The following is a 21,044-nucleotide window of genomic DNA, read 5'->3' as shown; positions in this document are numbered from 1 at the left end:
GCTTTTAAATCAATTTTATTATACTGTAGCTGAAAATCATTCCGGTTCAATTCAACACAATATACAACTCCAGACCGTGTCGTTTTGTCAGAAACATCACGTTATCTTTTTCAATTAAACAGGGGGCATCTTTCCCTGAATTTTGGTGTGTTTGTTTTAATTTGAAACCGCATTTCCAGTTCACATTTCTTTTTTATTCTATGCCATGAGAAAATTGGTTTACATGGAATGCACATCCACGTATAAGAATCCCGTAACGCCCACGGTTTTGGTTGTGAAAGGGAGACGTTTCCCTGTTGCGGAAGTTCTTCAACGGGCCAAAATGCAAACGGTGCGGGTGCCTTCAACCACTCATCTCTACTTTCAACTTCGCCTTTTTGATCAACAGATTGTGGATGTTTTATACGATGAAACCAGTGATGAATGGTATCTTGACGACTATGAAAACTTTCACTTAGATCAATAATCTTACAAACTTTCGTTGTTTCCTTCTGGGTACTACTCATTCGAAATGAAGAAAATGACTGATGCACGGGGCGAATTGTCTCAGCGCTTCCCCGCTTGGATATTGTGTCGCTTGATGCGCACCCCTTTTTCTGCATTTTTGTACAGATAATGGGATGTCGGATGGTGATTGGTCATTTTTCGCTGAGTCCATGGCTTTTTATTGAAAATTCTGTCGTATTCATTTAGGCAAGAAAGGAGAAAACCCTTGTCAAGGCAACCCGATGAACCCGTCACCGCAATTAAGGTTGGATGCTGCGGTTTTCCGGAAGCCCGGACGTTGTACTACAGGCATTACTCGGTTGTGGAAATTCAGCAAACGTTCTATCAATTGCCCCGGAGCGAGACGGCCTCTAAATGGAGACGAGATGCTCCGGAAAATTTTGAGTTTAACATGAAAGTGTGGCAGGTTATTACCCATGAAGCCTCAAGCCCCACGTACAGGCGCATGAGGGCCCCCGTGGATTTTATGCACAAAGAGGATTATGGGTTTTTCAAACCCTCTCGGGTGGTGTTTCGTGCCTGGGAAGAGACGAAAAAAATTGCCCGGGCCATGCAGGCCAGAGCATTAATTTTCCAATGTCCGGGAAGTTTTACCCCTTCGGAGACCAACATCAAGAATATGCGGAAGTTTTTTAAATCCATTAATCGGGAATCGTTTAAATTTGTCTGGGAACCCAGGGGAAACTGGGAACCGTCGCTCATTCGGGAGTTGTGCGAGGAGTTGGATTTAATCCATGGAAATGATCCGTTTAAATCTCCCCATATTGCAGGCGAGTTTTTTTATCTCAGGCTTCATGGAAAAATGAATTATCGCTACCAATATCCGGATGAAGACCTTCAAAAGCTCCTCGAGCAGATTTTAGCGCTGAATAAACCCGGGTATGTCATGTTCAACAACTCCAATATGAAAAGCGACTCCATGCGCTTTATGAAACTTTTGGCAGAAGCCGAAAAGGCCAATCCCGTAACCGCAGCAAAATGACATTGGCAAATTCTTCAAGTGTGTGCTGCAGCCTCTGCCAAAAAGTGCTCCATCAGCCTTGCCGAATGGGATCGTAGATTTTTTTGGTGGATACGATTTCTTCGCTAATTCTTCGTTTGTCCCAGCCCAATTCTTTTGCCATCAGGGCTGCACTGTCTTCAAGGGTTGAATCGTCCGGCAGGCCGGCGGGCCCCAGATCGGTGCGGCGAAAGACCACATCGGCAAGATGCTGGGCCATTTCTTCCCGAACCCCGTGGATGACCTCCGCCTTCAGAATCTCGTCGTTCCCATGAAGGGGCTTTGCGTAATCGGCATCTTCTTGAGCGAGTTTAAGAATGTCTTTGTAGGCCGTTCCGTAGTTGTAAACCAGACGGCGCAAAACCTTCTTGCTGAATCCGTTGGGCGGGTTCTTCAATGCCGCTTGCAAATAATCTTCAAAAAAGGGGATGTCTCCTCCGTAAATGGGCGTCTCGGCTGTCAGGGACGGCCGCTTCTCCCGATTAAGTTTTTGCAGGGCAAGGTCAATGACTTTCTCGGACACATCCCGGGCCGTGGTATATTTTACGGAAACAACAGAAAGCAGTCCTTCCAAATTGTCCTCTTTTTTATGATCAATAAGCTCGTAATGCTTGGTCAGAGTCACATTCCTCGGGTCATCGTAGGTGTCTTCGATGGGCAGCAACCCGCCGTAATAGAAAAGCACATCGTTCAGGGAAAGATTAGCCGGGGGGTAGGCCTCGTTAATTTCATTCATAAAGGTTTCAATATCGTCCCGGGTAATGCGAAAATTTTCGGGGTCTCCTTCGTAGGCGATTTGTGCCGTACCGATCAGTGACAGATTTCGCCAGGGGGTGATAAAATACAGGCGCGACCCCTTGCTGATGACCGCATCCTTGTCTTTGTATTCGTATTTGCTGTAAACGCCAACGGATGTTTCATCCAGAAATTTTCGGGTCACCAGGTTCATCATTTTTGCAAGTGCCACTCGCCTGACGGGTTTTTGTTTGCGCAGGATGGAAAGGGTTTTGTTGATCCAGGGGCCGGTCGTGTTGATCACCAGTTTCCCATAAATGTTAAACGATTCTCCGGACAATTTATCTTCTGCAATCACCCCCGCAACCCGGTCGTCTTTTAACAGAAAGTTCTTCATTTCCACGTAGTTTGCAGCCACCGTACCGGCATCGGTAGCCGACCGCAAAATCGAAAAGATCATGCGCTCGGAATTGTAAAGCTGGGCATCGTACCAGACGGCACCGCCGGTCAGATTTTCTTCGTCTACGCCGGGAATTTTCCGGAGGCATTCCTCTTTTGAAATCACCTTTCCCGCGGGCAGCCGCTTTTGAGGGTCCGGGAGGGAATTTCGGTCAAATGAAACAAGGTCATTGATTTTCAGGGCGATAAACATGGCTTCGGGACCCTTAATGAAATGCCCGTAGGTGGGAATGACAAAGGGCAGGGGGTGAACCAGGTGAGGCGCAATTTTCATCATGATGCGGCGCTCCCGAATGGATTCCCGCATTCGCTTAATATCGGCGTGCTGAATGTACCGTAACCCACCGTGGACGATTTTCAGGCTGTTTGACGACGTGGAACCGGCAAAATCGCCCTTCTCGATCAGAGCTACCCGAAGTCCCCGCAGGGAGGCATCCCATGCCGTCATTACTCCGTAAATACCGCCGCCCACAACAATGATGTCAAATTCTTTATCTGCTAATTCGCTCAGGTCGCGTTTCATGATTTCCCTTTAATTGATGACTAAAATTAATAGACTGCTTATTGGATTTCAAGTAAAATTTTAAGCGTCTTGTCCAATCGGGCTGTTCCGTTTTGAAACAGTGAGACCGGTCAAGTGTTTGAAAACTGCCCATTTGTTTTGTTACACGAACATCTGTATTTTGAAAGCAAATAATAACGCAATAAAAAATAAGTAGTTGTGATTATTCGGGATTCGGAAAAGCAAATCTCCGATCTGAATGATGTCAATTAAATTAAATCTGCAAGAATTGTGCAACGACAATGGAACCTTTTTGCTGCATTCGCGCAAAGGGCTACTTTTTTGCCAGGTCGTGGAGGACCTGAATGATCTTGCCGCGAATTTCGGGATCGGTGCTGGAGGTGTAAATTCCCTTTAGATAATCGACCATAAGTTGAGTTTTGTTAAGCCGGCGAGAAAGGGCAACCGAGAGATTCGCTACAAAGGGCGGCGCTCCCGGTTTTACGACCGATTCTTTCAAATAGGCAAGCGCCGCTTCGGAATTTCCAAGATAGAAGAGATTTAAAAAGGCCAGATAGTAGGGAAACTCCCACCGATCCGGATTGTTTTGGTATCCCAATGTGAGCAGATGCAGGGCCTCCTTCAATTGGCCGGTGTCCATCATCACATAAAGTCCGCCGAAAAGATAGGGTTCCACAAAATGAGGATCGAGAATGACCACGCGCTCCAGCAGGGGGTAGATGAAAGGGGCCATGCCCCGGCTCTTAAAATTGAAGAAAATCGCCCGCAGTTTGGGATCGCTGCTTAAATTGAATCCGGTAGATGCAGAGGCTGTGTCGGCTGCTGATTCGGAATCGGGAGAAGCGATAGACTGATCGTCTTCAGAAAGGCCGTATTTTTTCCTGATGATTTCGTAAAAGGGATTGTCTTCATCTACCGTATGCCTTCCGAAATAGAGCACGCTTTTGATCCACAAATAATCGGCCAGAACGCTTGTAAAGCCCAGAGATGCCCAGCGCAGCACGTGCCCGTCGGGCAGATAAATCATGTCCTGCAGGGCCTTTTCGGGCGTCCGGTACACATCCAGACGCTGCTGCGTGGTGTGAACAATTTTTGCCAGAATAAGCAGAACCAGAAACATCCCCGCGAAACTGTAGATTTTTCGCATCATTTAAAATTCCGCTTTTCCAGAATAAAGGAAGTCAGAATCAGCAAAATTCCTGTGTAGGCGATTCCGTACAACAGGGCGTTCGGAACGGTTAATTCCGGCAGACGCAGATGTTCCACCAGAGCCGTTTTGATATTGAATATTTCCAGATTGGGAAGAATCGCATACAGGAATAATAAGAATTTATTCGAAGCATTCTCCGGATGAAGCTGCGTAAAAAGTTTCAATGCCGGACTCAAATGACCGGTGACGTAGATGAGTACGGTTAACACGGCACTTAACATGGGCGAGGTGAAGGATGAAAAAAGAAAGGCCCACGCAATGACAAGCAATATTTCGAAAAAAATAAGCAGAATCCCGGCCAGCAATCCCCAATCCAATTGGTGCTCGATGAGAAAATCAACGATGTACAGGCTGACGGTCATCACCACGAGATTTGCGAAAACGGTCAGGGCCAGACCGGCGTATTTCCCCGCAACAATCTGCCAGCGGCGAATGGGCTTTGAAACGAGCATGTAGATCGTTTTTCGCTCCATGTCCTGGTAAAGCAGCCGAATGCCTACAAAAATAGCGATCAGCAAGCCGAAAAGGGACATGGCGGCCAGGCCGAAATCCTTGATCAGTTTTACCTGCTGATTCAGGGACCAACTGCTGATGACCAGGGAGATGGCAATAATGAAAATAGCAAAAAAGAGAATATTGTACATGACCCGATCCCGGATGGTCTCTTGAAAGGTGTTTTTTGCAATGACCCAAACGGCTCTCAATGGTTTAATTCCTCCATAAAAATGTCTTCCAGGCTTTTTCGGTGAGGAGTAACCGACACGATGTTTCCCTTATTTTTTAAAACCCAACGAATGGCCTTTTCGGCCTCAGCCTCGTCTTTTGTGAACAGAATACTTTGATGGTCGCGGTCCATTTTTGTCCAGGGGAAGTCTTCCCGCGCACGGGGAATCGAATCCTTCCAGCGGCAGGTGATTTCCACAGAATCGACCTTGATATCAAACAGCTCCGATAGAATGGCCTGTCGAACGAGCCTGCCCCGGTTCAAAATGCCAATACGATCGCTGATAACCTCGGCGTCGGACAGGATGTGTGAACTGAAGAAAACGGTTTTCCCCCTGTCTTTTAGCGATAGAATAATGTCCCGGAATAGCTTGCGTCCTACCGGATCCAGGCCCGTCATGGGCTCGTCCAGAATCAGCAACTCGGGATCGTGAATCAATGCCTGCGCCAGGCCCAGCCGCTGCAGCATCCCGCGTGAAAATTTGCGCAGTTGAAGCCTTTCTTTTCCCTTCAGTCCGACCAAATTCAGTAATTCGGGGATGCGTTGTGTGTATTCCGAACGGGGCAGATTGTAAAGCTGTGCCGTAAACGCAAGATATTCTTTTGCGGTCAGGTAATCGTAAAAATAGGGTTGGTCCGGGAGATATCCGATTTTCCTGCGCGAGTTCTTGTTGGAGTGGGGTAACCCATCGATCAAAATCTCGCCCGAATCCGGGAAAATAATATTTAGAATGAGCTTGATGGTTGTGGTTTTTCCGGCTCCATTGGGACCCAGGAAAGCAAAGACGTCGCCCTTTGCAATGTCCAGATTTAGATCCTGAATGGCGGGAATTTTCTTTGGGAAAAGCCCGCTGGAATAAGATTTCGTCACGTGTTTAAGTTGCAGCATGTGAGACTCCATTTTAGGATGCTTCCAACTAATTTTATCGGCAAAAAGTTGTTAAAGATAAGACTATAATATCCAATTTGAAGGATCGGAGGCCATCCCGCTGCAAAACACAAAGGACTCACAATTTGGATTAATAAATTGGATTGGATTGCCGTTTTTCAGCGAGTGGCGTTCAGGACGGTTGATTGGTTGGTTTGGTTTTATTAACGGGTTGCGGGGTGTCTGACAGACCCGCACCATTTTCGTCTTCGCGTGTCCCGATTTGCAGGATGACTTCCATGGTGGAGAGGGTGATATTTTCCCCGGGTTCTTCGGTTTGATCGTCAAAATTAAAAAATCCTTCCTGCCAGTTGGCCATCTCAAAAACGGCCGTCAGGCCTTCCATGGTGCCCAACCTGGCAAAGATCAGATTTCCCTGTCTAAAAAACAGGAGGCCCCTTTCGTAGTCCCGGCTGAGCCATAAAGCCCCTGTTTTTTGATTCATGTGGAAGAGCTGGATTAGATCGATCAAACGGATACTCCGCAAAAGGCCGAAGAGGCCGTTGGAGTTTCTTGAAAAATAACGCTGCATTTTTTTGGAGCGGATCAAAAAAGCCTCCATGCGAATAAAAAGTGTACGAAAGGAAATGGGCGGGGTCAGAAAAATGTCCACACCCGCCCGGTAGGCATTTAATTCAATTTCCTTGTCGGCCGTTTGTGATAAAATGACAAAGGGAATCAGAGGCTGTTTGGAAACAGTGCGGATGTACCAGCAAAGATCAATGGCATTTTCGGATGAAAGCTGCAGCTGTGAGATAATCAAATCAAAAGAATGGTGTTCAATCATACGAAGCACACTGGGGGTATCAGATGCTCTCAAGACGTTGTAACCGACCTGTGTCAAATCAGATTGAAGCTCTTCCAGCTCCTCAGAGGAGCGGGTGACCAGCAAGAGCTTTTTAGTTGATTCCATTTGGCTTCCTTGGGATCTTATTCTCCGGCATCTCTGAAAAAGCGCAGAAGATGGGAGAACCGGTCAGACGGTCCTGAATCCACCCGCAGCGGGTCAGGATTCAAATAAAGCGCACGGCTGTTGAACCACCACCACGCGCAGACCTGTTGTTGAAAGTCCTTCCTGGAAAGCTGTTTGCAGTGCATCGGAATCATCCGGGTTCACGACACGAAAAAAATCCGCTTTTGCGGCAAATAAGAGATCATCTTTTTCAATTTTTTTTACTTCGTTTCCTCTGGCATCCCGACCCGAGCCCGGATTGGGTTGAAACCCTGTCTGTGCGGAAACGGCATTGTCCATGACGAGCACAAACAAATTGGATTGGTTAAATGTTGCATTGATTATGTGCTGAATGCCCGTGTGGTAAAAACTGGTATCCCCGGTGATGGCGATGACGCTTTGATTTTTTTGAGCGGCTGCCATTCCGGCTGCCACGCCAATGGCCGAACCCGACGAAAGTGTGGCGGTGACGAATTCCGGGAATTCCAGAACGGCTTTTAGCACGCAGCCGGAATCGGCCACAACCAACGGCTTTTGATCTCCCAGCGTAAGGTGAACGGCCTCCCGGAACTGTTTAAAGACCTCCGGAAAGGTGCAGCCCTCGCAAAAGCCTTCTTTTGAGAGCTGATTCTGTTGTTCCTGATAGGGGAAAAAAAGTTCCTCCGTTTCGAATTCAGGTTCCCAATTTGTGAGTAATTCCTCAATTTCCCATTTGAAGATTTCTCCCTCGCTGGGGACTTTCTGATTCGTTTTTCCAAAGAAGGATCCCTTCCACCCCTGAGTGGTCATGCAGGCCAGCACCTGCCGTTCCACCAGCGGTTCGCCCTCCTCCAGCACCATCACCTGATCCACCGATTGGAGGAATTCCCCGATGGCCGTTTCGGGAACGGGATAGACCGAAGAAATGGAAAGCAGGGAAAAATGGGGGTCTAACTTTCCCGATGTCACCTCGAGAATTTTGGAAAACAAATACCCGCTGCTGATAATTCCCTTTTTCCCCTGTCCCAGCTTTTTGGCGAGGTGTTCCAATTCCACCGCATCTTTTACATTTTGCAGGCGTTTACGCCAGAGGGTTTGATTTTCCAGCACATTTTCCGGAAGAGAAAGAACGGGGCTGTGAAAATGGCGGGTGCGCGATTTTCGGGGATGCCGCACAATTTCCAGTTCATCCTGCCAGAACTCATCTTCCTGCAGATTTAAGGCCGAGGTGTAGCGGAGTACAATCGGGAGTTCGAAAGATTCCGACCATTCAAAGGCCTTTCGAATGAGGGGAAAGCTGTCGCGTGCCTGTTCCAGTTCCAGCACCGGCAGATTGGACGCAGCGGCCAGTTGGCGGGAATCGACATTGTTGTACGATACCCACGCCGCCGGATCATCTCCCACAATGACAACCAGAGCGCCATGTGTGCGAACCAGACTGAGGGTTTGAAGGGTGTCCAGCGTGGCGGCAAAATCCGATCCGCGCAGCACAACCGCCACCCACCAGCCGGAAAGAGCCATTCCTGCTGCGGTATCCACAGCCGTCCGGCTGTTCACGCTCCATTGAACCAGCTGCTTTTTACCCAATTTGGTTTTCTGGATGAGATAGTCCATCAGGTCCCGTCCCGGAAGACCCGGAACCGAAATCACATAGGATACCCCGGACCGGTCGATGGCTTCTGCCAAAAACTGTTCCCCTATCAGTTGAAGGGGAGATTTTTTTTTCTTTGATTTTTTCTTGCGGGCCATTTACAGCATTCTCGAGAATATGTGATTTTATCAGAATTAATGCGGGTTTCAGGAACGTTCAGGATTCGGGAAAAAAGAAAATAATTGATCCGTGCTTCTTCAATATAAAAAAGGGATTTGAAAAAATCAATTCTTTTAAAAAAAATCCCCGGTACCTTTTGAGGTGCCGGGGACTTGGATGATTGCCTCACGTCTATTCAACCGGATATCCGGCTTTTTCCCAGGCCAGCCATCCGCCATCCATATTGGTAACATGTTTATAGCCCATTTTCATAAGAACCTGTCCGGAAAGCGCTCCGCGCCCGCCGGTTTTGCAATACACCAAAATGGGGGTGGCTTTGTCCGGGATTTTGGCCGTTATTTTAAATTCCAATAAACCACGCGGAATATTGATGGCGCCCGGAATGTGCCCCTTGCGGTACTCCTTGGGTTCCCGAACATCCAGAATGACCTTGTACACGCCCTTGTCGATATTGGCCTTGGCCTGAGCAACGGTCACTTCCGGAACGACAGCCTTTGCGGCCGCAACCAATTGTTTGGCCGTCATCGGGCCGGTAGCTACTGCTTTGTGTCCGGTTGTTGCGCATCCTACAAATGTAAGCAGCGCAACAATCAGGATGGCACTTGACAACCAACGACGATTCTTCTTCATCTGTCTATCCTCCTTACCTTTAATGTGAACCGCTAAACGTCGGGGTCACCGGTTCGCCCGACGGTCGTCGTTTCCGCCTATCGCTTGGGCGGAATTTCACTTTCTTTAACAATTACCGATTCGTTCGCCTTCAATTCATCGGGCGGAACAGCCTCTTTTGTCAAGAAAAGTTTCTTATTTCCATGGCACGCGTTGCACGAAGCCGTTTGAGGCGTCTTACGCTGAATGTTGTGCGGTGTCGCATATTTGAAGGTTGGCAATTTGTCAAAATTGGGAAAGGCATCTTTGATGTAATAATCAAAAAGATGCCGGTTGGTTGGTACATGCCGCAAAAGAACAAAATCGTACGGACGATTCTTGGATTTAAGCGGATTTTTGCCGATCTTAAAATTCATAGTCGTACTATCCACCTGGTAGTAGGCAAGCCCCTGTTTGTCTTTGCCCACATGGCAGCCGTAGCAATTCTTGTAGGTCACCGAATGGCAGACCTGACATTCCACTTTGCCCTGGTGAATTTTGTGCATTTTCACGGGTGAGTTGGCCGAAACCGCATCCGGATGACAGCTTTCACAGGTCTGATGAAGAGTTGCCTGATACCGGCTCATGACATGCCCGTCTGCGCCGTGCATTTCTTTCGCGGAGTGGCATTTGTTGCAGTTCATGTTGGCCTTGGCATAATGCACATCGGCCGGGTAGCCTTTATTTTTGCCCATGTATTCGTCCTGTACGCGACTGCCATGACAGGCGGTACAGTTGGTCTCCATGTCGGGGCGCTTGTGAAAGAAATGTCCGTCCACAAACCCTCCCTGTACAGCATTCGGACGACTGATATGGCACTGCCCGCAACTGGAGTGGCAGCTTGCGCAATGGTTCCCAAACGCTTCACTCACTTTCTGCATGGCGGCATGATTGGACGTGTCCATTCGCGTGTGCAGAATATTCCAGTACGGTTCCAGCGTGTAGTGAAGGCTGGTTGTGGCCGAATCCACGATCCCTTCATGGCAATCGCCACAGGCTGTTTTTGGATTCTTGAAGGACGGGTCCTTCACGACATTCGCGTGGGCTGTTTTCCAGTTCGGATCCGATGCATCACCTCCGTGGCATGTTGTACACCCCACCTCTCCGTGGGGGTCGTCACTCAGAAAATCTTCATCCACATAAACCTTTTCATAAAGCTCCAACGGAGCCAGAGCGCCTCCTCAGCCTTCGCCTTTCGTTAAACTAGATTTTTTCGGCTGAGGGGTTGTCTGCTTGATGATGCGCGTAATTTCAATAAGCTTTTTGGCATTTGTGTGACAGGCAATACATTGATTTTTGGGTTGGGTTTGTGAAACAGCGGATTTTATTGGGAAGAGAAGAAACAAAAAGGGCATAATTAAAAAAAGAATCAATCCCCCGGACGGATGTAACAAATAGCATTTATGTCCTCGCATAATGGCGTCTCCTTATGTTAATCGTCCCTTGTTTTTATTGGAAATAATTACATTAAAATTATACAATGCGTATTTTTAAAAATCAAGAGAAAAGTGCACATTTTAAAAAATAATGATTATTTTTTAGTAATTATTTTTTGTTGAAAAGGATAATTTGCGGAAACATCGGACCTCGCGGTTTGACCGAAAGACCCGAAGGTTTTTTAATGACGGTGTTTGACGGCTAATAACTGAACCAGTGATTCAGTTTAATGAGGAAGGTTCGATCTCCCCTGGCAGACAGGAGACGGGACAAATCGTTGGCCAGGTGAAGCGTTCCCCGATTTTCGTAATCGGTTTGACCCTGAGACCATACGACAAAAAGCGTGGATCCGGGGTGATATTCCCAGCGCAAAACGATATTGGCCCGAAATTGCTTAAAATTGAAATCGGAAGCCAAATGGGCCGCGTGATCCAGTTCTTCAAATCGATGGTTGTACTGTTTCGCCCGGGGATACGTGATTTTTTTAAAATCGGAATACCACCCTGCGGAAATGTAGGGTTGGCCGTAAATCTGAAGACTTAAATTTGGGGTAAATGAATAATTGACACGGGTTGTCAGAGCAAATGTCTTTTGGTGGATTCTTCCCAGAAAATAGGTGGTTTGTCCGTTGGATGATGTGGTTGTTTGGATGTATTGTAAATCGTCGATATTGGGATAGTAACCCAGTGCAACCGAAAAATTCAATCGATCCGATGGGCGTGCCGTGATCCCCGGAGTAAACTGCCCGCTCCAAAATCCCTGGTCATCCCTTCGGAATCCCGTGTCGATCGTGAGAGAAAAGGGTTTTCGGTCATCAGAATTTATCCCGAACCAGAGGGACGTCCGCGGCGGTTTTAATAAGGCCGGTCCGCCCCTGAGTGCCGTAAAATCGAGGCGTTTGGATTCCCGGTCGATTCGGAGGTATCCTTCCCAGTAATTAATAAATCGAAAATGGGTACTCACGTTTCCCCCCAGAACTTTCCGGTCGCCGCCATAGTTGACCGTTTCCCACATATTTTGGGTGATTGAGTAATTCCGGAGCAATTTCCCGGGAGTGTATTGAATGAAACCCGCCCAGTAAAAAGCCGTAAGAAAATCCGCCGAACGCATGTAACCGATGTCATTGGCTTCAAATCCGGGTGTGCGGGTCACATACCCCACGCCTCCCCGCCAATGGCCCCGGGCAATTTTCCCGACATAAAAAACGGAGGCGATTCCGTACATCGAGGTGCGGTTGGGATCATAGTGCAGGTGGGTGGCATCCGGGCGCTGAAAATAATGGGCGGAAGACAACTGAACGCGCTGGAGGGCCTCTTTGTGCCCCGAAATAGCGCTGCCGTACAGGGAAAGTTTCAGAGCGTATGTGTCTTTTCCCCAGCGGTGGCTGATGTCTATCCCGCCGGTTGTCGCCTGAGTGTTAAGAAAATAGAAATTTTTGTTGGGCAGATTTCGATAAACATTTGTTAAAATACCGCCAATAATCGTCCGCCCCCGGCGGGAATCCTTTTGTCCGCGGATTACGACATAATTGGTAAGCGGTTCTACGGTTTCTGAATATCGGCGTGTTTTGGTTTGAATGGTTGCTTTTTCGGCGTTGGTAACGGCATCCAAAATTCCCAAACTAAGCCCCGCCGAGGATTTGCCTGTAACTTTTGCTGCCCCGAGAATATGGGTTTGCTCCGGAATTTTGAGAAATGAACCGGACGGAACCTGTGGATAATATCGGGGCGGCCGGCCGATTCTCCGGGAATAAAACAGATTTTCCGAATAGGCGGAATTCCCACCCAACCCCAGATTGGCCTGAAAGAGATTTTTCCCTTCCACAAAAAAGGGGCGTTTTTCTTCAAAGTAGGTTTCGTATGCCGTTAGATTCAATTCGGAAGGGTCCGCTTCCACCTGTCCGAAATCCGGATTAAAGGTGGCGTTCAGTGTCAGGTTACTGGTGAGCCCGTACTTCAAATCGAGGCCGGCGTTCCAATCGTGAGAAAAACCGGTTGCAAAAGGGTTGCCGGTTTCCCGGGGACTCCAGGTTCCGGCCGTGAGGCCGTAGGGCAATAATTCCAGATTTTTGGGGGCAGACAGATTTCTTAATCCCTGGAGTTCCCCAAAATTGGATACGATTCCTGCTGCGTCTTTGGGTTCGGGATTCCAGTAGTCGATTTCATTCAGCCGGCGGATAATGCGGCAAATCTGAAATCCCCAGGTCTGATTCCGGAGTGAGGAAAATCGCAACTGGCTAAACGGAATTTTGAATTCGGCGCTCCACCCCTTCGAATTTCGTGAGGTGGCTACCTCCCACACCGGATTCCAATTCAGGTCTTCCGCATCACCGTCATTGGTGATGAGCTTGTCGATTTTAACATTACTGGGGTTGACGGCAAAGTAAAAAGCGGTTCGGTGATCGTTGTAGCTGTCAATCATAACGGCGAGCCAATCGGAAGCGGAGATGTGGTCGCGACGGGTAAATCGCCCGATGATTGTTTCCGGATGACTATCAAAGGCCCGGATGGCAATAAAGAGCGCGTATTTGCTGTAGCCGACCTGCACAACGGTTTTTTCCGCAGGCGGCTGGTTTTCCAACGGGTCTTGCTGAATGAAATCATCATAACGCGGCAGCTTTTGCCAGATGGCTTCATCGATTTTGCCGTCTATTCTAATTTCATCAGAGCTGATTGGGGTGGCAACCATTATTTTCTTTTCGGAAGACGGCAGCTGAGCGAGCCCCTTTGACGATGTTCCAAATGTCCAAAAGGAAACACAGAAAAGCATAAGAGAGAATGCAAGCGATTTTTGATGAAGGGATTGCATTTTGGTTCCCAAAATAAGTGAGAGATTGTCATAAAAGGTTACAATAATGTAATAATTTTTTTGGAAATGTCAACGGAAAAAGCGGGATATTTGAAAAAAGGAAAAACCATCAGGCAGGGGGAGTCAGGGAGCGGGTTCAAGATTATCTTTCCCACGAAAAAATCAGTAGAGCCAAAAACAACAGTCCGGGGCCCCCTTGCGAGTTTTTAGTGAATACTCACAACCCGGAAAATTGTTACAGACTGAACCAGTGATTTAGTTTAATCAGAAAAACGTGGTTTCCCTGGGCCTTGAAAAGACGTTCGAAATCGGTATTGGGGTGAAATTCACCGATGTCGGTGTAATCGGTTCGTCCCTGCGACCACACCACAAAAAGGGTAGAACCGGGATGGTATTCCCAGCGCAGAACCAGATTTGATCGGAATTGCTTGAAATTGAAATCGGGGGATCCCGAGTAATCGTACGGTGCAAACCGATCGGCGTACCGTCTGGCCCGCGGACGAATCACTTCCCTGAAATTGGAATATCGGCCCGCTGTAATAAACGGCTGTCCGTAAAATTGAAGGCTTAAATTGGGGGTCAGGGTGTAGTTGATTCGCATGGTGAACGAGAGAATCTTTTGGTCAAGGTGCCCCAGAATGTAGTGATCACGGTTGTTTTCATCGCGGAGGGTGCTCACGTACTGCATGTCGTTATTGTTGATGGAATAATTGATCGAAAGGCTGAAATTGAAGTTGGCCAGGGGTCGGGCGTGAATGCTGGGTGACACCCCTCCGCTCCAGAAGTTCTGATCATTTCGACTCACGCGCCCGTGCAGTGAAAGGGAAATGGGTTTACGGCTGTCGGAATAAAAGCCGAAAAAGCTGTTAATTTGCCCCGGTGCCAGCATGGCCGGACCTCCCCGCAGCGTCGATGTTCTCAGTTGTTGTGTTTGACGATTGATCCCGAAAAATCCGCCCCAATAATTCAAAAGACGAAAGTTGGCGTTCAGGTTAAATCCGTTGCCGACGTGTTCTCCCCCAAAGTACCAGCTGGTCCACATATTTGTGTTCAGGTTGTAATCGCGAAAAATTTTGCCGGGCTTAAATTCCCGATAGCCGCCCCAGAGAAAACTGGAAAAGTAATTTGCTTCCCGCATGTAGCCGATGTCATTTGCTTCAAATCCGGGAGTGCGGGTCATGTAGCCTGCGCCGCCGCGCCAATGTCCCTGGGCAATTTTCCCGATGAAAAAAGACGATGACAACCCGGAAAGAGAGGTGCGGTTCGGATCGTAGTGAACATATTTTATGTCGGGGCGCTGGTAGTAACGGGCAGAGGATTTTTGTGCGCGCTGAATGGCCTCCTTGTCGCCAAGAATTGTGCTTCCGTACAATGAAAATTGAAGGGCATACGCGTCTTTTCCCCACCGGTGATTCACATCCACGCCCCCGGTGGTTGCCTGTTTATTCAGGAAATTGAAATGTGCATTCGGAATGTTCCGAAATACGTTGGTACCAATCAATCCCAAGGTGGTGCGCCCTTTTCTAAAGTCCTTTTTAAGCCGAAAGACCGCGTAATTGGTGTAGGGTTCAACAATTTCCATGTACCGGCGTGAGCCCTCTTGAATGGTAGCTTTCTCCTGATTGGTGACGGCATCCAGTATGCCGACAGACCATCCGCGGGCCGTTTTGCCGGTAATTTTACTGGCGCCAATAATATGGGTTTGCTCCGGCATTTTTACATAAGCGGAATCGGGAACGTCCGGGTAGTAATGGGGTGCCCGGCCGATTCTCCGGGAATAAAACAATCCTTCGGAGGCCATGTCGCCGTCGCCGATACCCAGAGGCGCATTGAAGATATTGCTTCCCTCGACAAAAAAGGGCCGTTTTTCTTCGAAAAAGGTTTCGTAGGCAGAAAGGTTCAGCTCAGAGGGGTCTGCCTCCACCTGTCCAAAGTCGGGATTAATCGTGGCATTGAGCGTAATATTGCTGGTTAACCCGTATTTCAGGTCGAGGCCGGAATTCAATGTGTGGGAGTAGCCGGTTCGAAAAGGATCCCCTTCAATTTTGGGAGAAACGGTTTCGGAAGCCATTCCGTAGGGGAAAAGTTCCAGGTTTTTGGGAGATTTTAAATCCCGCAAACCCCGCAATTCCCCGAATCTCGAAACGTAGCCGCCTGCGTCCCGGGGCTGGGGGGCCCAATAATCCTGTTCGTTGTTACGATAAATCATGCGAAAGGCCTGAAATCCCCACACGGTTGACGGCCCGCCGCTGAATCGCAGTTGACTGAACGGGATTTGGAATTCGGCACTCCAGCCCAAACTGTCGCGGCTAATGCTCACACGCCAGACGGCATTCCAGTTTGTGTCCTCGGTTGAGCCGTCATTTGAGACCAGCATATCCATTTGAACCCCCACGGCATTCACGCCAAAAACAAAGGCTGTCCGGTGATCAAAATAACTGTCAATTGCCACTCCCAGCCAGTCCCCCTGGCTTAACTGATCCCGCCGGGTAAGCTGAGCAAAAATGCTGTCCGGCCGGGTATCAAATGCACGGATACCGATATACAGATTTTGGTTATCGTAGGCAACCTGAAGGGTCGTCTTTTGAGTGGCCGGTTTTCCCTCATCGGGCTGTTGTTGGATGAAATCATCTGCCTTTGGGGCCCTTTGCCAGACGGGATCGGTCAGTTTCCCGTCTATTTTTATGGAATGATTGGAAATACGAACAGCCAGAATTGTTTTAGTGGAAACCGGTTTTTCCTTTTGTTGTTGAGAACCGAAAATACCCGGTTTGGAAAACCCATTTTGAATCAAAACTCCACCTAAAATCAGGACAATTGCCATCGCTCGTAACCACCGTTTCATGAATCGAACACCCTCTCTTTTTTAGATTAATTCTTCTTCATCTGTCCCAGATCGATTCTATCCCGCTCCTCCTGATTTTTCTGACTCACATATTAGACGTAAAAACCGGGGAAAAGTTAGAAAAAAAATGCACCCTGTTTGATTGAATTGGGGCGGTTTTGTAAATTGGGCGTGAATTCTGAAAATCGCAAAAGGTGAGGAATAAAGTACATAAAAATGGCCGCTATTGAGCGGCTGGCCGATGTCACTTGTGGTTAACCCAATCGGGCGGTGGGAAAGTCAGGTGGCGTTGTTTGATGCGCAAGCGGCGTCAAACGACTATTCTATTCACGAATAAAGAGGGTGGCGTGTCACGTTGCACCGTGCAAGACGCCGTTTATTTCTGCCATTTTTCGAATTCGGCTTAAAATTTGGATTGAGACACGTGCTGCCATCGGGTATTTGTGTCGTGACCTTCGCTATTTGGTGCCGAACAACCGGTCGCCGGCATCGCCCAACCCGGGCAAAATGTAGCCGTTTTCGTTGAGCCGGTCATCGAGGGCGGCGGCGTAAATACGTACGTCCGGGTGCGCCGTGTGCAATTTTTCTACGCCTTCCGGGGCGGCTACCATGCACACAAATTTGATTTCCTGCACACCTGCCTCCTTTAACAAGTCAACAGCAGCAACGGCTGATCCGCCCGTTGCCAGCATGGGATCCACAAGTACCACATCGGTTCTGGCGATATTTTCCGGAAATTTCTTGTAATATTCCACCGGTTGAAGGGTCTGTTCGTTTCGGTAAAGGCCCACATGCCCCACGCGTGCCGTGGGAACCATTTCCAGAAGGCCCTCCAGCATTCCCAGACCTGCCCGTAAAATGAGCACAAATGAGATTTCACGCGCCAATTCCTTGGCCCTTGTTTTCATTAAGGGGGTCTCCACGTCGACCTCCCGAAGCGGGTAATCGGCCATGACTTCGTACAACATAAAACCGGTTAGCTCCTTGGTGAGACGTCTGAAGGTGAAGTGATCGGTTCTCTTGTCCCGAAGCAGCGTCAGTTTGTGCTGAACCAGGGGGTGCGTAACAAGGGTCAGTCCGTCCATCGTAACTCCTCTTTTTGGTTGTTTTGAAAATCCGACTCAAATGCAAAGGCAATTCGTGAACGGCCCTTGCATTTGGGATAATTTAATTTTAGGATTTGTCATGTCAGGGGCATTTTTTTTTATCTCATTTGACTTTTTCAATCCAATCTATTTGGAATCCAAAAAACCCAGTACCGCTTTCATCAAGTGATTGCGCTGTCCGTAATCCAAAATTGTTTCAAACGGAAATCCCAAAACCACCACCCGGTACCCTCCGCTAAAGGCGATTCCGGCACTGAATTGGTTTTCGACGTAGCGGAAGATGGTTTTTGCGCCCTTGACCGGTGAAATGGCGTCCGGCGCCTCCACGGTGTAAATATCGGGGCGGTAGTTTGTGTTGAAGAGAATCTGTTCCACCGTTGGCCAGAAAACGGGATTTGTTGAGAAAACCTTTCCCTCCCGTGCAGCATGGTCGGTATCCCACGTAAAATGCAGGATATTTCTGGCAAATTGCACGTCAGGCGATTGGACATCTTTCCCCTTAAATAAATCGGTTCCCACGTACGCTCCTGAAATAAAAAGGCGTCCGCCCGTGTTGCAAAACGACGTGATTTCCTTCTGAAAGGCCTTCGGAAAGGTCTTGAAGGGTTCACTCTTGAGTGAATCCAGAACCGGGCGCTGCCAGGAGGTTTTTCGTTCCTTCCCCAAAATGAGGTCTACCAGCCGGTAGTCTTCCAGCCGGACGGTCCCCGATTCTACGGCTTTTTGACTGGCGGAGACGAAGGAATATCCGGCAGCCTGAATGGAACGACCGTGGCGATAGGGGAAATCGAATGTGTTGCCCGGAAGAATTCGGGTTTCGTAATTCGCCTGACTGGCGCCGAACCCCGGACCGTCGTTGTTGCGAAAGGCGTCATCGGGAGAAAAATCGTACTGCCTGCCGGTGAAATTCAGATCAAACCGATCGGGAACGCCCTGATCCACCGTATTCAGAAAACCGGCAAAAACAGGGGAGTACACGCTTGAAGGCGCCGAAATTCGATCAAACCCGTTTACAATCAGAACGGGCGGTTTTTCGGGATTTTGCCAGCAGACCGAGAGAATTTCCGAGGGGAAACTTTCTCCGCCCCGATTGATTGCGGTCACTTTGTAGCTGTAAAGGATCCCCGGCTTCAGGTTTGAAAAAGTGACCGTTGTGTCGTCCACAACCTGTCCGTTATCGAATCCGCCGCTGTCCTGCCGGGTGTACACGACATATTTTTCGGGAGCGGCTGTGGGCTCCAGAGGGTCCAGCACCGGTCGCCAGAAAAGCGTGACGGTTTGGGTATCTGTGAAAACGGCTGCAAAATGGCTGACCGGAAGGGGCTCGACCACGTAGGGCTTCCGATTTTGAGTGGCCAGGAATTTCAACATGGCTTTGTAGATGGCCCGCGCCACATCAAACCGGAACCGGGGGTCCAGTTCGAACCGGGCGTCCCAGAAATTCTGGTGCGAAAGCAATTCCAACAACGCTGCCGGTACGTTGGGACGGGAGGCTTCGCTATACTGGGCTTCCCGCAGAGCGCGGCGCGGCCAGGTGGGGTCCCATTTTCGGCGCAGGTCGTTAACGATCTGGGTTTGGAGAATATCTGCAAAATCCCGGTTTGCCAGTCGGGAGACACTGTCGGGGAAAACCGTCAGCGAATCCGTATCCAAAAGGCTGTAAATGGAGAGCGTGCCCACGGTGGTGTCGCCCTTGCCGAAACCGGCGTCCGTGTGAAAAGCGAGCGACAGGTCAATCGGGATGCCCAATCCCGGCAGGTTTCGGTTTTTGTTGGGGCCGAATGGGGCACCGTGGAGGTAATTCAAAAATTCCGCCCGCCCCTGGTAATCGTCCTTGTAATCATTTTTCCCGTTGTTCAGATTGTACACCAGGGAATCCGGTGCTCCGGCGTACTGCATAAAATAACGGGCGGCTTCTTCGAACCGGGCACGGCCGCTTGTGTGTCCGCCTCTCTGAATATCTCCCATGCCGCCCCCAAACCGCACGGCATCCGCCGTAACTTGTTTACCCGGTTCTTGACTCTGATTGGTGAGTACCACCTTTCCTGAATCGGGATGTACGCCCTTAAAAAATTTGAATCGTCCCAGATAAATCCAGGTTTCGCCGCCAATTTGCTGGTTCACGTAAAAGTCCGTTTTCCCGCCGGCGTGGAACACCGTGTAGTGGGCGTCGGTCACATTTTGAGGCGCATGGTGGTACGCGATTGAAACGGTGTACCAGCCGGTTTCCGGAATATTCGGGGTCCAGGTGATTTGAGCCGAGGCAATCGTGTCCGAAACGGTCTGCCGGTACGTGCCCTGTCGGAAAGGATTTATCGTGCCTGTGTAGGGGGGATTCCCGACGGCAAAGCCTGCAGAATCGCCCGTCTGCCAGGCGTGAAGGGAATTCTGCGCGATTTCCGAGTAGCGGCCGCCGCCAGAATCGTTGTCTACCACAGCCTCGTGGATCTGAAAATCGCGTTCACGGGGATCGAACACGTTCGCACCGGCGTTTTCGAGCATGGGAATCACATACGGCAGAACGAACGCCGTGGGAAGCAGATCTTCCACGGTCTGGAACAACCGGGGGCGCTGCCACTCCCAACGCTTCTTGCTGCCGTTGTAATACCAGCCGTGGCTTGGCCAGATCCCGATGTTCCGGTTGAAAAGTCCCCGATCCGGCACCCAGGCTCGACTCACATTTCGGACCACAGGCGCAGGACGTTTTACGGGCCGGGGCATTCGGGACGTGTCGTAGCGGCTGGAATCCGACCGGAAAAAATTGGGAATCAGTTGTTCGATGGGCTGGTTCAGTGTGTAAAGGGTAGTCGTGTATTTGCGGAACGACCAGCCCAGAAATTTTTTTAGGAGTTGGTAGGTTTGTGCCACATTTTCTTCCCGGAAGGGCACATAGGAGAACGGTTTGTTGAGGTAAATTCGAATGGTTTTTGCTTTTTTTCGGACCACCACGCTGTCGATGCGCACGGCGGGATTAAGGGGATAGGGGATACGGGTTTTTTGCACAAACGCCACGAATTTTTCCACGCGTTTGTGGGCCTTTTTTGTGATGTGGTTCATGCCGGAATAATTGTACCGCGGACCTTTCAGTGCCACCCGCGGCGCACAGGACGCAGCAAAGAGCAAAATTAAAAAGAGACCTGTCGTTCGGAATGCATGCGATTTCATTAGAACGTTCCTGTTATTTTGGTTTTCTCCCGAAATTGGCATAATAGCAGTTTAAAAAAGGAATAACGTGAATTCGTCGATGGCCCCTGCAAAGGATTGAAAACCTTCGCAGGCGTAAAGCCTGCGGCTACCCACAAATCACTCGGTTACCGTTGGTTCTCCCCAATTTGGGACCTCTTATTCAGGTTACCGGTCGTCGAGTGTCCGACGAAGTCGGATGTATCGAGACGACTCTGCTACTCTACTAT

The 21,044-nt window shown here is 49.1% G+C and carries 14 protein-coding genes; 2 read left to right on the top strand and 12 right to left on the bottom strand.

The features are described 5' to 3' along the window. Positions 1–205: 205 nt before the first annotated feature. On the top strand, positions 206–466 hold the full coding sequence (locus tag GXO76_07590; GenBank protein ID NOY77714.1) for a hypothetical protein: 261 nt from the start codon (positions 206–208) through the stop codon (positions 464–466). Positions 467–745: 279 nt separating this feature from the next. Then, a complete protein-coding gene (locus GXO76_07585) occupies positions 746–1,489 on the top strand; it encodes a DUF72 domain-containing protein (protein ID NOY77713.1) in 744 nt (247 codons plus the stop codon). 52 nt (positions 1,490–1,541) lie between these two features. Here the strand turns inward: GXO76_07585 and GXO76_07580 are convergent, their stop codons facing one another. The 12 genes from GXO76_07580 to GXO76_07525 all read right to left on the bottom strand — a co-directional run bounded on the left by GXO76_07580 (position 1,542) and on the right by GXO76_07525 (position 20,796). Further along, positions 1,542–3,224, bottom strand: coding sequence for a glycerol-3-phosphate dehydrogenase/oxidase (locus tag GXO76_07580; GenBank protein ID NOY77712.1), 1,683 nt, complete (start codon positions 3,222–3,224; stop codon positions 1,542–1,544). 313 nt (positions 3,225–3,537) lie between these two features. Beyond that, the gene (locus GXO76_07575) at positions 3,538–4,374 is read right to left on the bottom strand and encodes a hypothetical protein (protein NOY77711.1); all 837 of its coding nucleotides are present in this window, start codon (positions 4,372–4,374) and stop codon (positions 3,538–3,540) included. Beyond that, positions 4,371–5,138, bottom strand: a complete 768-nt coding sequence (locus GXO76_07570) for an ABC transporter permease (GenBank protein ID NOY77710.1) — start codon at positions 5,136–5,138, stop codon at positions 4,371–4,373. Before GXO76_07570 ends, GXO76_07575 begins: the two co-directional genes overlap by 4 nt. Further along, on the bottom strand, positions 5,135–6,046 hold the full coding sequence (locus GXO76_07565) for an ABC transporter ATP-binding protein (GenBank protein ID NOY77709.1): 912 nt from the start codon (positions 6,044–6,046) through the stop codon (positions 5,135–5,137). Before GXO76_07565 ends, GXO76_07570 begins: the two co-directional genes overlap by 4 nt. Before the next feature lie 172 nt (positions 6,047–6,218). Then, positions 6,219–6,998 (bottom strand): response regulator, encoded by a 780-nt coding sequence (locus GXO76_07560; GenBank protein ID NOY77708.1) that lies wholly within the window; start codon positions 6,996–6,998, stop codon positions 6,219–6,221. A gap of 93 nt (positions 6,999–7,091) precedes the next feature. After that, on the bottom strand, positions 7,092–8,765 hold the full coding sequence (locus GXO76_07555; protein NOY77707.1) for an indolepyruvate ferredoxin oxidoreductase subunit alpha: 1,674 nt from the start codon (positions 8,763–8,765) through the stop codon (positions 7,092–7,094). 193 nt (positions 8,766–8,958) lie between these two features. Next, positions 8,959–9,312: a rhodanese-like domain-containing protein gene (locus GXO76_07550; GenBank protein NOY77706.1), complete on the bottom strand. Its 354-nt coding sequence runs from the start codon at positions 9,310–9,312 to the stop codon at positions 8,959–8,961. Between the two features lie 182 nt (positions 9,313–9,494). Further along, positions 9,495–10,598: a hypothetical protein gene (locus GXO76_07545; protein NOY77705.1), complete on the bottom strand. Its 1,104-nt coding sequence runs from the start codon at positions 10,596–10,598 to the stop codon at positions 9,495–9,497. Positions 10,599–11,073: 475 nt separating this feature from the next. Then, positions 11,074–13,560, bottom strand: a complete 2,487-nt coding sequence (locus tag GXO76_07540) for a carbohydrate binding family 9 domain-containing protein (GenBank protein NOY77704.1) — start codon at positions 13,558–13,560, stop codon at positions 11,074–11,076. A 355-nt stretch (positions 13,561–13,915) separates the two neighbouring features. Continuing rightward, complete coding sequence (locus tag GXO76_07535) at positions 13,916–16,525, bottom strand: carbohydrate binding family 9 domain-containing protein (GenBank protein ID NOY77703.1); 2,610 nt, start codon at positions 16,523–16,525, stop codon at positions 13,916–13,918. A 458-nt stretch (positions 16,526–16,983) separates the two neighbouring features. Further along, complete coding sequence (gene upp / locus GXO76_07530; GenBank protein NOY77702.1) at positions 16,984–17,610, bottom strand: uracil phosphoribosyltransferase; 627 nt, start codon at positions 17,608–17,610, stop codon at positions 16,984–16,986. A 147-nt stretch (positions 17,611–17,757) separates the two neighbouring features. After that, positions 17,758–20,796 carry a xanthan lyase gene (locus GXO76_07525; GenBank protein ID NOY77701.1) on the bottom strand — a complete coding sequence of 1,013 codons (3,039 nt, stop codon included), beginning with the start codon at positions 20,794–20,796 and terminating at the stop codon, positions 17,758–17,760. Positions 20,797–21,044 lie beyond the last annotated feature (248 nt).

The organism is Calditrichota bacterium (assembly GCA_013151735.1).
In the GTDB taxonomy this organism is placed as follows: domain Bacteria; phylum Zhuqueibacterota; class JdFR-76; order JdFR-76; family BMS3Abin05; genus BMS3Abin05.
Note: the sequence above shows the minus strand (reverse complement) of the source record. Positions and strands in the feature narration are given on the sequence as shown.